Below are 12,788 nucleotides of genomic sequence, written 5' to 3'. Positions count from 1 at the left end.
GGCTGTATCGCCCTTACTCATCAGCCGTTACAGCCGTTCCACACAACCGATAACACGCCGTTGTTGTGCGTAGGAGGAGTCTGATGTCCACTGCCGAAAATATCACCCCCGAAAAACTTCCGAAAAAAGCTAAAGCCGCGCCGCCCAAAGAGCGTCGCCAGAAGCCGCCGGTCGATCCGTCCGTGCTCGCCCACCGCAACCTCAAGGACGGTGAGTGGTGGCGCGAGATGCCCGCGTTCGCCGACGTCGACGAGGAGCAATTCCTCGACTACATCTGGCAGATGCGCAACTCGGCCTACGGCGAAGAGAAGCTCGTGGGCCTCATCGAGGGCGTCGCCCCTGACGACTTCATCAAAGACGTCCAAGAGGGCTTTAGCAAGGTGCCCATGGCGGTGCGTGTCACTCCGTACCTCTTGAGCCTCATCGATTGGGACAACCCCTGGGACGACCCGATCCGCCGCCAGTTCATCCCGCTGGCAAGCCAGCTCAAGCCCGACCACCCGATGCTCACCCTCGACAGCCTGCACGAGCAGGCCGACGCTCCCGTCGAGGGCCTGACGCACCGCTACCAAGACAAGGCGCTTTTCCTGGTCATGGACACCTGCCCGGTGTACTGCCGCTTCTGCACGCGCAGCTACGCCATCGGCGTCGACACCGACACCGTCGAGAAGGTCAAGCTGCGCGTCGACCCGAAGCGCTGGGAGAAGGCGTTCGACTATATCGAGTCGCGCCCCGAGCTCGAGGATATCGTCATCAGCGGCGGCGACACCTACAACCTGCCCTACAAGCACGTCAAAGCGATCGGCGAGCGCCTCTTGCGCATGGATAATATCCGGCGCATCCGCTTTGCAACCAAGGGCCTGGCGGTCATGCCGATGAAGGTCTTGAGCGACGACAAGTGGCTCGACGCCATCACCGAGGTGCTGATGCTCGGCCGCCAGCTGCACAAGGAGGTGTGCATCCACACCCACTTCAACACGCCCAACGAGATCACCTCGATCTCGAAGCGCGCCATGGACGTCTTGTTCGAGCGCGGCATGACCGTGCGCAACCAGTGCGTGCTGCAGGCCGGCGTCAACGACTCGGCCGAGACGATGACCGAGCTGACCAAGAAGCTCAGCGAGATCAACGTCCAGCCCTACTACGTCTACCAGCACGACATGGTCCAGGGCGTCGAGGACCTTCGCACCACGGTGCAGAAGAATATCGAGATCGAGAAGAACGTGCGCGGGGTGACCGCCGGCTTCAACACCGCCTGCCACGTGGTCGACGCCCCCGGCGGCGGCGGCAAGCGCGACGTGCACTCCTACGAGTACTACAACCGCGAGACCGGCGTGAGCGTCTACACCGCCCCCTCGGTCAAGCCCGGCGAGTTCTTCCTTTACTTCGACCCGCTTCGCGAGCTCTCCGAGGAGATCCAGGAGGCCTGGCAGGACCCGAAGAAGCAAAAGGAGATGTGCGACCAGGCGATTGCGGAGGCGAAAGCCAGAAAGGGCGCGCGCTAGAATGACGGTCTTGCAGGTGAGGGCGCCCGCTATTGAGGTGGAACTAGCATTGATGGGCGGACGAGCAGCCACGTTTGCGCGAGGCGATCAAAAAGCAGATAAGCCACGTGGCTATTGGCGAATCGCACCGCCACGCGCAAACGCTACGCATCGTCCGCCCCTCAATCCTAACTCCTTAAATAGCCGGCGCCACGCCCCTGCAAGGCCACCTCTCCTGAACAGCCGTATCTGAATAACGACGAATCAGCCCCGGTCTAACTCACAGGACCGGGGCTTTTTCTTTCTTTTCGATCTCTAGATCGGTACAAAGAATGTAGACGAATTGTCTGCTAACAATTTGAGGTAGTTACCATGAAAAAATACTCTGTTTGGATGGTCGCGCTCCTCGCGGCTGGATTCGTGCTCACCGCCGCGCCCAAAGACGCCGACGCCGCGCTTCGACTCGGCGCCGACGGCCTCTGGATGCCGCTTGCCTTCCAGAATATCGAGACCGAGGAGGCCAACGCCGAGCTCGACTCTGACCACGACTTGGCGAGCTTCGGGGTGAGCGCGCATGGCAACCTTGGCTTCGACATCTTTGCGATCGGGCTCAAGCTCAACTACTTCAACCAGGCGATCTCCTTCGCGGACGGCGACGACCGCTTCGAGGAGCTCGACATCAACCTGATGGCGCGTGTGGGCATCCCCACCACTGACATCGCCTTTTTCGCCGAGGCCGGTCCCACGACCAGCCCCGGCTTCGACTACTTCGGCTATAACGTCGGCGGCGGCGTCGAGTACGACTTGATCGGCCTGCCGCTCATCGATCTCAACTTGGGCGCGATGGGCCAGTACGTGAACGTCTCTGACGTCGACTTCTCGATCAACGGCGTCGAAGAGACCGCCAGCGTGAACGAAGGCCGTGTGATGCTCTTTTTGGGCGTAGACTTCAGCATCTGATGCAACGACTCACCGAGCTGCCCGTGCTGGCCATCGATTGCCAGTCGACGGGCGCTTCTCCAAAACATGGCCACCTCCTCGAGCTCGCCTGGTGCCGCACGTGCGCCGATGACGAGAGCTCGCCGGAGGTGGCCTCTTTTGTGCTGGAACTGCCCGATGGCGACACCATCCCGCGGCGTATCCAGCGCATGACCGGCATCGACGACGAGGCGATGGCCGAGGCCGTCCCTCCAGAAAGCGTCTGGGAGAAACTTCGCCGCGAGGCAGCCGAGACGCCGCATTCGGTCATCCACTACGCGCGCTTCGAGCGCGCCTTTTTGGACGACGCCCACGGGCGATTCGGCGCCGACGACGCCTTCCCGCTCGACATCGTGTGCACCCACGCCATCGCCCGCAGGCTCTTCAGCGACCTGCCCCGCCGCGGCATCCGCGCGCTGGCAGGGTATTTGGGCCACACGCTCCCCGAACAAAAACGCGCCGGGCACCACGCGCTGGCGACCGCTTGGATCTGGCGCCAACTCGTGCGCGACCTGCGCCTGGGTCACGGCGTCGAGACGCTCGACGAGCTTCGCCAGTGGCTCGAACAGACGCCGGTCTCGTCGAGTAAGAAGACCCACTACGCCATCGACCGTGACCTGCGGCTGTCGCTGCCCCAGACGCCCGGCGTCTACCGCATGCTCTCGAAGACGAGCGACGTGCTCTATGTGGGCAAGGCGACCTCGCTCAAGCAGCGCGTCAACACCTACTTCCAGACGCGCCGCGGCCTGAGCGAGCGCAAGCTCGAACTCGTCACGCAGGTGTGGGATCTGGACGTCACCACCGTGCCCACGCCGCTCGAAGCGGCGCTGCTCGAGACCGACGAGATCAAACGCCACAGCCCGCCGTACAACTGGGGGCTTCGCCAAAAGCACCGCGAGCTGCGCTTTGCGAATGCCGACTGGACGAGCTTTTCGGACATATTCGACGACGAGCACGCAACGGGGCCGTTGCGCTCGACACGCTCGCTGAGGCTGGCCAGCGCGCTCGAGGACACAGGGCCAGTAGCCGAGTGGCTCACCGAGGAGGCGCCCGAGTATTTGGCCGACGCCGCCGAGTGGCTCGACGCGGGGGTGGACGCGTTCTACGTCCGCCACGGCGACTGCGACCTGGACGCATTGGCGCTTGTGTTGTGGGAGGAGTACTTGGCGGCCAAGGAATTGGCCGACGAGGAGAGCGGGGCCGACGACGAGGCCGAGAACGAGCAACTCGAGGAAGAGGAGCTCGTCTGGACCGACGAGCTCGTCGCCGACGCCCTCGAGACGGCGCTTCGGCGCGCCCACCGCGCCTGCCGACGCGCCCGTTGGCTCTGCAGGCTGACCGACGCCACGATCGCCTGGCGACCATCGATCGACGGCTGCAACGGGCGCATGATCGTGCTCGAGGCCGGTGAGGTGGTCGAGGCGCGCGACTGGGAGGGTGAGGCGTTGGACGAGCCGCCGGGGCATGCGCGAACGGCCGGCGAGCGCAAGGCGCTCTTCGATCTGGCGATGTGGGACAGGTTGCGAGTGCTGACGACCGAGCTTCGCCGGCTGCTGAGCGATGGGCGTGAGGTTCGGGTGCGGTTTGATAATGAGACGTCGCTTGGCGTGGGTGAGCTGAAGATAGCTCTTGCGCTCATTTAGGCCGGGGCGCGGTCGTCCCCGGCCGCCGGGGTCCGTCTCGGGCCCCGCACGTGTCCGCGCAGGGCGTGCGCCTTGCCGTGGGACACGCAAGCTGGGGCGGTGACGCCCCAGGGCGGGCGAGGACGCCGCGCGCCCCGACCGGGTTGTGCGCGCGGCAAGGAAGGGGCGCGGTCGTCTCGAGGCTGTCGCAAAAGCTTTTGGAGGCAGGGCATCTTGCCCTGTGAGCAAGACCGCACGCTCCTGCAACCAGCGCTGGAAGCGCTGCCTCCAAACGGCGGCACCCCGGCGGCCTCGTCTCGACCGCCGGGGTGCCTCCGGCGCCCCGAACTTTATTGAAGCCCGACCAGATAGCCCACCACCAACACGCCCTGCAACAACATCGTCCCGTCCAGCAGCCCCACGTAATACAACTCGCCGTGCACCTTGTGGGACGGCCACAACGCCGCAGCGGTGAGCAGCCCGGACAACGCCATCGGGATTGTCGCGCTGCTCACGGTGAGCCCGTAGTGGGCGACGACCAGCCCCACGAAGATCAGCATCAACCCGACGGCCAGCCAGCGTGTCTTGTGGACGCCCAAGGTCATCGGCAGCGTGTAAATGCCCGCCTGGGCGTCGCGGTTCATGTCGCGCACATCGAACGGCAGGGTGATGGCGAAGATGAAGATCATCCGCTCGACGAATGCCAAAACCGCATTGGTCTCGAAAACCTCGACCCCGGCGTCGAGCGCCGGCAAAACCACCGTCACCGAGCTCCACACCAGCGCGATCAAAAAGATCTTCAGCCCTGGTACGTCCTTGAGGCGCCTCTTTTGGCCATCCCGCGCCCACACCGGCAGCGAATAGGCCAGCGTGACCACACCCAACGGCACCAGCCCCCACAAAAGGTCGAGCGGAACGAACCAAAAACTCGCCGCCGAGCCGACACCGCCCACTGCCGCGAGGGCCCACAGCCAGCTTCGGTGCGCGTCGATCCAGGTGTGGCGCTCGGTGACTGCGACGGCGTCTTCGCGCGAGATCGATACGAGTCGGTCGAGGTTGTAGACGAAGAGTGTGGCGAAGAAGACGAGCGCCAAGAGCCCCCACGACGGCGGCAGCCAAGAAGCGGCGCCGGCCCCCAGCAGATAGTACGTGGCGTGGGTCAGCGCGACCGCCGCCAGCGCGATAAAGATGTTGGAGAAAATCAAAAGGCGCATCACGTGCTCAACGGTATGCGCCAAATGTAGGTGTGTCCACTACAGCTTTCTTTGCGCGACGGCGATATTTTAGCTAAAACCTTGGCTGTCGTTTGCAACCTACCTGGCACTCTTTTTGTGTGGATCGGCGCTATGATTAGCCGTTTGAGACTCCTCACCAGCGTTTTCGCCCTCTTTGTCGCCGCCTCGAGCCTGGCTGGATGCAGCTTCGAGCCCGGCGAGCGCACGCAACTGGCCGGCCAGGAGTGCTTCTCCGACGACCAATGTGTCGAAGGACTGCTCTGCGTCGAGCGCGTCTGCAAGCCACAAGCCGGAGTCACCGGATCGGATGCCGGTGTCGACGCGGACGTCGATACGCCCGATGACGCTACCGACGTGCCTCCCGGTGACGACGTCCCCTTTCTCGACGTCGGCCAAGACGCCGGCCAGATGGTCTGCGAGCCCGGCTCGCGGCGCTGTGGCGGACGCCAAGTCCTCGAGATCTGCTCCGAAGACGGCACGCGCTATTTCCAGCGCGAGTGCGAGGGCGATCTCGTGTGCCAAAACGGCCGCTGCGTCGATCCCGGCGGCTGCGAGGACCGTGACGGCGACGGCTACTGCGCCGACGAGGACTGCGACGACGCCGACCGCAGCATCAACCCCGGCATCATGGAGAGCTGCGACACACCCTACGACGATAACTGCGACGGGCAGGTCAACGAAAACTGCACCGAGTGCTGCCCCGGCGGCTGCGGCGACGGCGAGTTCTGCTCGAACTGCCAGTGCGCCCCCGTCGATCCCAACACCTGCCAATTCCAAGACCAGCCCTGCAGCCAAGAGGGTTGGAACAACGGCTTTTACTGCACGAGCATCGACAACAGCGGCGACATGCGTTGCCTGGGCATCTGTCAGCGAAACGCCGACGACCCCGACTCGACATGCCCCAACCCCGGCAGTGTGTGCGCCTTCGGCGACGGCGAGCAAGGCGTGTGCCTGAGCGGATGCACGATCAGCCAGGGATGCGGCCTGCCCGGCTGGGGTTGCCTGCCCTATGACGGCAGCGACCGCGAGGGTATCTGCGTGCCGACCAACCCGAACAACCGGCTCGGCGACTCGTGCGACTCCGACGCCTTCTTCGACTGCGAAGAGGGTGCCATCTGCCTCGACCTTCAGCGCGGCGCACGCTGCGTGCCTGCCTGTCGCGCCTTCAGCAACGCCTTCAACAGCGACACCGACTGCGCCAACGGCCACTGCGTGCCGCTCACCGATCGTCTGGGCATGTGCCGCCCCGACGCCGGCAACGCGACCGAGGGCGACCAGTGCAACCAGCGCCAGGTCTTCAGCGCCTGCAACCAGGACGCGGTCACCTGCGTGCCCAGCGGACAATTCCAGGACCCCGAGTGCACCCGCTTCTGCCGCCTGAGCGAGGGCGACGACGACTGCGGCGACGACCAGGACTGCTACCAGTACGACCAGCAGCGAGAGGACCTGGGCGCGTGTATCGACGACGCCCCCTGATGGAAGGCGCTAACTGAGCTCAGAAGCACACAAAAAAAGCCCGGCTCGTCGGAGCCGGGCTTCTTTTTTGCTCTTTTACTCTTTTGCTCTTTTGCTCTTTTACTTTTTTGCTCGTCAGCTCTCCTCGACGTTACGCCGAGAAGATGTGCTCGAGCTCGTTGAGAATATCTTGCTCGGTGGTGCTCTTTGCGATCGCCAGCTCCTGCACAAACAGGCGCCGGGCAGTGTCGAGCATCTTGCGCTCGCCGAAGCTCAAGGTCTTTTCGAACTTGAGCAGGTTCAGGTCGCGCAGGACCTCGGCGATTTCAAAGGCGCTACCGGTTTGAATCTTTTCGACGTAGGCCCGGTAGCGTCGGTTCCACGTCTGGGTGTTAAGATCGACATCGCGCTCGCGAAGAATGTCGTAGACTTCCTCGACTTCCTCATCATTGATGATTTGGCGCAGGCCGACATTTTCGACGTTGTCGACCGGAATCATAATTTTCTTGTCAGAATCGAGCACTCTCAGCACGTAGAACGTCTGTGAGGTGCCCATGATCTCCTTGGTGTCGATCCCGACAACTTCCGCTACGCCTTGTGCAGGATAAACGGCCTTGTCTCCAACCTCGAACTCCGTCGCCATGGATCTCCTTGAGAATTTTTTCGTCTAGTGCAGCGACCTGCGTCCCCGCGTAATCGACGCATACCAATTGACGCGCGAACGGGCGCGTGCCGCATGTCGCCACGCACCCGTCCTCACTTCTCAATCCTCAGTAGTCTATGGTGTTTTCCCCGAACTTACAAGCAACGCCGACGTGGAAAATTTCGGGCCCTGAGGGTGCCTGGGGGCATATGTCGACGCGGAGTAACACCTGTCGACTGCGTAGGATAGAACCGAAATGAATTATGGTTCATTCCATGAGGGGTGGGTGTCGGGGCGATGAATCCGCCCCGACGACCACAAAGCCTCAGACCTTGAAGCGGCGAGCCAGATCGAGAAGCTTCGGAAGCGTGAAGCCAGAAATCTTGGTCTCATAATCGTCGTTACCGCCGGGGAAGCGGGCCTTGACGATTTTTTCTACCAGATCGCTCTTCGAACCGTACTGTTCTTGGACCTTCTGGTGCGACTCCCACAAGCGAAGGAGCTTGCGGTTGCTCAGGGTGCGGATGCGATGGTCGAAGTCCTCGGCCTCCCATTCGTCTTCGGGCTTCTCGAGGAGGCCCAAGACCTTTTCGGCCAGCTCTTCTTTGGAACCATGCTCTTCGCGAACACGCTGCAGCGGACTCTTCTTTGCCATGATCTTCTCCTGTCGTTACTGTGGTGTCGCTTTGGGAGGATCGAATACGCAAATGATTCAGGAGAATCGGCACGTGGCCTGTATTCGGCTCCGCTGAAGCAACCCCGCAGGTGCCTGGAAAGCAGTTATATTTACAAACGCCGCCCCGATGGGCGGCCGCGCACTTCTAGCAGAGCCCCTCGACGATGACAAGCAAAGTAGGATCGACGCAAACGCCATGGACCCTCGTCCTCTGCACGCTGTTGGTCGCGCTGGCGACCGGCTGCGACAAGAAGCCGAGCGACCCGGCTCCGAACGCCGCCAAAGAAGCGTCCGGCGCCAAGGAAGCGTCCGGCGCCCAAAAGGGCGATGCCATCGCCCAAAAGAGCCCTAACGAGCCTAAGATCGTCTACGCCGACGGCGAGCAACCCGGGCCCGAGACGGTGCTCGCCGAAGCCGGCGACATCGAGGTGACCCTGGAGGACTTCGAGTCCTCGATGCGCCGCAGCATGCTCATCGCCCCCGAGGGCCAAACCGAGATCCCCAAGGAGCGTCTGGCCACTCCGCACCTGCAGATCAACGTGGTGCGAAACCTGCTGAGCAACAAGATCATCGAAGCGGAGGCCGAACACCGCGGGCTCGAGGCCAGCAAGGATGAAAAGGTCGCTGCCCTGTCCGAAAGCCGACGTCTCTCGGCGTACGCGCCGATCTTTGAGAAGGGCGATGCGGACGCCAAAGCCCTCGCCGAGCGCGGGTTGAGCCTCGACGACCTCGACGCGATCGCTCGCGACATCGTCCTCCGCGAGAAGTTGCACAACGCGCTCGCCGAAGAGATCCCCGACGAGGCCCTGTGGCAGGCGTACAAGCAGCAAAACAACCAGATCGCGCTGCTCCTGGTGGGCATGCGCAATACCCCGTCGATGGAGGAGATCTCCGCGCTCGTCGAAGAGGAGCCCGAGCGCATCCGGAAGCACTTCGAGGAGAACAAAAAGCGCTACCGACAACCGTCGATGGTCCGCCTGACGATGCTGTCGCCCACGCCGTCGGGCAACGTCGACGCCACCAAGCTCGAAAAGGCCGCCGATCGCCTCCAGAAAGGCGACGCCCCCGACAAAATCGCCGCCGACCTGGGGCTCCAGAGTGAGACGGGTGCGCTTTTGGTGCGCGGCGAAAACGCCAAGGCGTTCGACGCAGATACGGGCAGCACCGGTTTTCAGACCAAAGGCCCGCGCGGCGCCTACGCCTGGAAGGTCGAGGGACACCGCGACTCCAAAGAAGCCGAGCTCACCGCCGCGCTCCAGCGCGAGATCGCCGCCGAGCTACTCGGGGGCAATTCCATCCCGCCCAAGCGTCGCGCCCAGGCCAAGGAGGTCATCGAGGCGATGGAGAAACTCCCCTCCGACAAGACCGGCAAGGTCCCCGAGTCGGCGCTCGCCGACTTCGAAAAGCGTATGAAGTCCAAGGGCTATCAGGTCCGCCGCACGCCGCTCTTCCCCCAAAACGACCGCGGCTTCATCCCCACGGTGGGCCTGGCCGAAGAGGTCGCCCAGAAGGCGTTCACCATGGACCTCGACGACCCGGTCGTCGACACCCCGGTCTTGTCGCGCAAGAAGGTCTGGACGTTCCGCGTGCTCGACCGGCAAGAGAAGGACAAGGAGGACTTCGAACGGGAGAAAGAAGCCTTCCGAAAGCAATTCGAAGCACGCGCCAAGAACCAGCTCGTGCCCGGCTTCGTCAGCCAGTACGAGGACGAGCACGACGCTCGCCTCGACCTCGAGCCGCTGCGGGTCAAGTACGGGACTCTGCAGAAAAACTAATCGAAAGCGGTCGCCTTGCAGGCGTTGCGAATCGGAACGTCGTCTCAATTCGCAACCCTCAAATTGTAGTTTGTCCGCCCCAATAGCCGCCTCAAGAAGGCTGCCACGGCCCACCCAGGCGAGGAGTCCCGCCGGGCCACGGGTAGTCGGGGTAGAAGACTTCGACGAGGGTGAGCCCCTGCGCCGGCGCGGTGATGCCGCCCAGGCCGCGGTCGCCGGTGCGGAACATCTCGTCGATGACCGCCGGCTCGTGGCGCCCGGCGCCGATGTCGACCAGCGTGCCCGAGATGATGCGCACCATGTACTTCAAGAACGCCGTCCCCTCGACCTCGATGGTCAGCTGGGGGCCGTCTTGAAAGACCTCGACGCGGCGAAGCTCGCGCACGGTGGTCTCGGCGTCGCAGTCGGCGGCGCGAAACGCCTCGAAGTCGTGCTCGCCGACCAGGCGCTCGGCCGCGTCGCGCATTGCGTCGAGGTCGAGCGGGCCGTTGACCCTCCACTGCTGGTCCCCATAGAGGGGATGCGCGAAGCGGTGATTCCAGACCTTATAGCGATAGATCTTGCCGCGCGCCGAGTGCCGAGCGTGGAAGCCCTCGGGGGCGGGCTCGCAGTAGACGACGCAGATATCGTCGTCGGTCAGCGCGTTCAGCCCACGCACGAAGTCCCAGGTCGAGCGCGGCGCGTCGAGGTCGTAGGCGATATGGGCCACCTGCCCCAGCGCGTGCACCCCCGAATCGGTGCGGCTCGCGCCCTGCACTTTCAAGTCATCGGGCGAGCAGTTGAGGATGCGCGCGGCGGCCTTGGTCAGATCCCCCTCGACGGAGCGATCGACCGACTGGATCTGCCAGCCGTGGTAGGCGGTGCCGTCGTAGGCGACGAGAATGCGGTAATGCGTTTTCATGAACTGCTTATTTCACCACAGAGAACACGGGGGACACAGAGGCAAAAAAGAAACCTCCGTGCCCCCTGTGCTCCCCGTGGTGAATCTGTCGTTTAATATTCGAAAGCAAGCCCGAAGACCCAACGGTCGTCGGACAGGATAAAACTGTCGCTCGCGCCGAAGTCGTCGACCTCCATGATCTGGTACTCGGCGAAGGCGTAGGTGTGATTGATACCCCAGTTGTAATCCATCGCGCCCGAGGAGCTCGGGTCGATCCAGTCGAGGCCCAATTGCAGGCCGGCGGCGACGTGCCAGCCCCAGGTGCCGCCGTCGCCATCTTGGCCGTCGACGTCGGCGGTGTCGCCGGCGGAGTCCTCGATTTGCCACAAGAAGTAGTCGACGCCGCCTTTGAGGATCGGCGCGAGCGGGATATCCCAGTACTCCTGGAGCTGATCGAGCTGGTAGTAAAGGCCGGCGCGCAGGGGGATGACCATCATGCCGGTCTCGGCGTTGATGTCGTCTTGCGTCAGTCCGCTATTCTCGTCGACGAGCGCTTTGCCACCGAAGTGGGTGTAGCCGAACGAGCCGCTGGCGCCGAACGCGCCGAAGCCGTCGTAGATATGAACCCCCTGCTCGTACTCGACGAGCACGCGGCTGCCGCCGCCGAAGATTTCACGAAACGGCTCGCCCTGCAGGCCCGCTTCGTCGTCGATCGACGGGTAGTAGCCGCCGATGCGCAGCTCGGCGAGCCCCCAGGTGGGCGACTGAGCGTGGGCGTCGGGCGACGCGGTTGCTACCAACCCGAACGCGCCGATGGCGGCGATTACGGGCGCAGCTTGCCGAAGACGCCTCCGTCGACGCCAGCCGAACAGGCCGAGTCCGAGCAGGCCGAGCACGGCCGCCGAGCCGCTCAGCGGGCCGCCGGTGGTGCTGCAGCCGCCGGCTTCGGCGCCGCCGGCTTCTTTGTAATTCTCCCAAAAGTCGATCACAGGCACCGGCGCGAAGCCGTCGCCTTCGGGGTCGAACTCGGCGCCGGGGATGACAAGCTCGCTGTAATTGCCCGCGTCGTCGCGCGAAGCGATGGCGATGAAGATACGCGAGTCTTCGCCGCTCAAGTCGAGCTCGTCGAGGTCGGCGTTGCCCGAAAAATCGGGCCCATCGTTGTTCAGGTTGTCGCGAATGAGCGGGCTGGTGAACACATCGTCGGCGTCGAGCGCCTGGCGGACGGTCAACTCCGACAGATCGCGCTCCGAATAAAACAGCACGAACGGGTTGACCGCACGCTCGTCGATCTGCCGGTCGACGTCGAGCGGCACGTCCTGATCCCCCTCGAGCCTCCAGTTCAGCGACGCCTCGGCCTCGGTGACCACCACACTGCTGATGTCGGTCGGCGGCGTCGGCGGCTTGGTGTCGAGCTCGACGACCGCGTCGAAAAGATCGACGCGCGTCTGTACATCCCCCGTGGTCGTCGGGTTGAAGACGATGCGGTAGAAATACTGTTGGTCGACCTCGAGCTCGGTGCAGTCTTCCTTGTTGAGCAGCAGCTCGATTTCGTTGTTGGTGGCCTGCTCGGTGATCTCCTGGCCCTCGACCGCCGTGGAGACCAGATCGCTGAACTCGATCTTGGCGCCGAAGTTGAATTCGGTATTGGGATCGAGATCAGTAAAGTCGGTGTTGTCAACTGCTGCGGTGGTGCAGTCGTCGGAGCTGTCCTCGTCACACTCGAAGTCGTCGGGGGTCTGGTCGGTGGGCACCGCGAAAACACGCGTGAAGTCGACGACGCTTTCGGGCTGCGACGACAATTGAAACTTGAACGCGATTTCTATCTTGCGCTCGAAGAGGCTGATGCACTCGTCCTGCCCGACGATGACCAGCTGCCCGTTGTCCTGGACGTCGAAGAAGTTGTCCTGCCCTGTCGGCCCGATCTCGACGTTCGTCACGATCGTGGAGTCCTCCAGTTCGACCGCCGTGCCGGTGGCGGGCAAGGCGGCGAGCGGAAGGAGAGCAGCGGGCAACGCAAACAAACATTTCATCAAAGGA

The 12,788-nt window shown here is 63.4% G+C and carries 10 protein-coding genes; 5 read left to right on the top strand and 5 right to left on the bottom strand.

Features of this window, described 5'->3' with window-relative positions:
* Nucleotides 1-83: 83 nt before the first annotated feature.
* The 3 genes from FIV42_RS14820 (at nt 84) to FIV42_RS14810 (ending at nt 4,105) form a co-directional block, all read left to right on the top strand.
* The gene (locus FIV42_RS14820; RefSeq protein ID WP_141198443.1) at nt 84-1,505 is read left to right on the top strand and encodes a KamA family radical SAM protein; all 1,422 of its coding nucleotides are present in this window, start codon (nt 84-86) and stop codon (nt 1,503-1,505) included.
* A 351-nt stretch (nt 1,506-1,856) separates the two neighbouring features.
* Nucleotides 1,857-2,444, top strand: coding sequence for a hypothetical protein (locus FIV42_RS14815; RefSeq protein WP_141198442.1), 588 nt, complete (start codon nt 1,857-1,859; stop codon nt 2,442-2,444).
* A complete protein-coding gene (locus FIV42_RS14810; RefSeq protein WP_141198441.1) occupies nt 2,444-4,105 on the top strand; it encodes an exonuclease domain-containing protein in 1,662 nt (553 codons plus the stop codon). The genes FIV42_RS14815 and FIV42_RS14810 overlap by 1 nt, the downstream gene beginning before the upstream one ends.
* A 329-nt stretch (nt 4,106-4,434) precedes the next feature.
* On the opposite strand, the gene FIV42_RS14805 is transcribed toward FIV42_RS14810, so the two are convergent.
* A complete protein-coding gene (locus FIV42_RS14805; protein ID WP_141198440.1) occupies nt 4,435-5,298 on the bottom strand; it encodes a UbiA family prenyltransferase in 864 nt (287 codons plus the stop codon).
* A gap of 132 nt (nt 5,299-5,430) precedes the next feature.
* Here FIV42_RS14805 and FIV42_RS14800 point away from each other — a divergent pair, with 132 nt between their 5' ends.
* On the top strand, nt 5,431-6,795 hold the full coding sequence (locus tag FIV42_RS14800) for a hypothetical protein (protein WP_141198439.1): 1,365 nt from the start codon (nt 5,431-5,433) through the stop codon (nt 6,793-6,795).
* Between the two features lie 130 nt (nt 6,796-6,925).
* Here the strand turns inward: FIV42_RS14800 and FIV42_RS14795 are convergent, their stop codons facing one another.
* Nucleotides 6,926-7,417, bottom strand: coding sequence for a CarD family transcriptional regulator (locus FIV42_RS14795; RefSeq protein WP_141198438.1), 492 nt, complete (start codon nt 7,415-7,417; stop codon nt 6,926-6,928).
* 325 nt (nt 7,418-7,742) lie between these two features.
* Nucleotides 7,743-8,072: a hypothetical protein gene (locus FIV42_RS14790; RefSeq protein WP_141198437.1), complete on the bottom strand. Its 330-nt coding sequence runs from the start codon at nt 8,070-8,072 to the stop codon at nt 7,743-7,745.
* A gap of 185 nt (nt 8,073-8,257) precedes the next feature.
* Between FIV42_RS14790 and FIV42_RS14785 the strand changes: the two genes are divergently transcribed.
* Entirely contained in the window at nt 8,258-9,868 is a 1,611-nt protein-coding gene (locus tag FIV42_RS14785; RefSeq protein WP_141198436.1) for a hypothetical protein, read from the top strand.
* Between the two features lie 91 nt (nt 9,869-9,959).
* Here FIV42_RS14785 and truA read toward each other — a convergent pair whose 3' ends face one another.
* Nucleotides 9,960-10,769 (bottom strand): tRNA pseudouridine(38-40) synthase TruA, encoded by an 810-nt coding sequence (gene truA, locus FIV42_RS14780; protein WP_141198435.1) that lies wholly within the window; start codon nt 10,767-10,769, stop codon nt 9,960-9,962.
* A gap of 92 nt (nt 10,770-10,861) precedes the next feature.
* Complete coding sequence (locus FIV42_RS14775) at nt 10,862-12,781, bottom strand: MXAN_2562 family outer membrane beta-barrel protein (RefSeq protein WP_141198434.1); 1,920 nt, start codon at nt 12,779-12,781, stop codon at nt 10,862-10,864.
* Nucleotides 12,782-12,788: the final 7 nt, after the last annotated feature.

The organism is Persicimonas caeni (assembly GCF_006517175.1).
Lineage (GTDB): Bacteria > Myxococcota_A > Bradymonadia > Bradymonadales > Bradymonadaceae > Persicimonas > Persicimonas caeni.
Note: the sequence above shows the minus strand (reverse complement) of the source record. Positions and strands in the feature narration are given on the sequence as shown.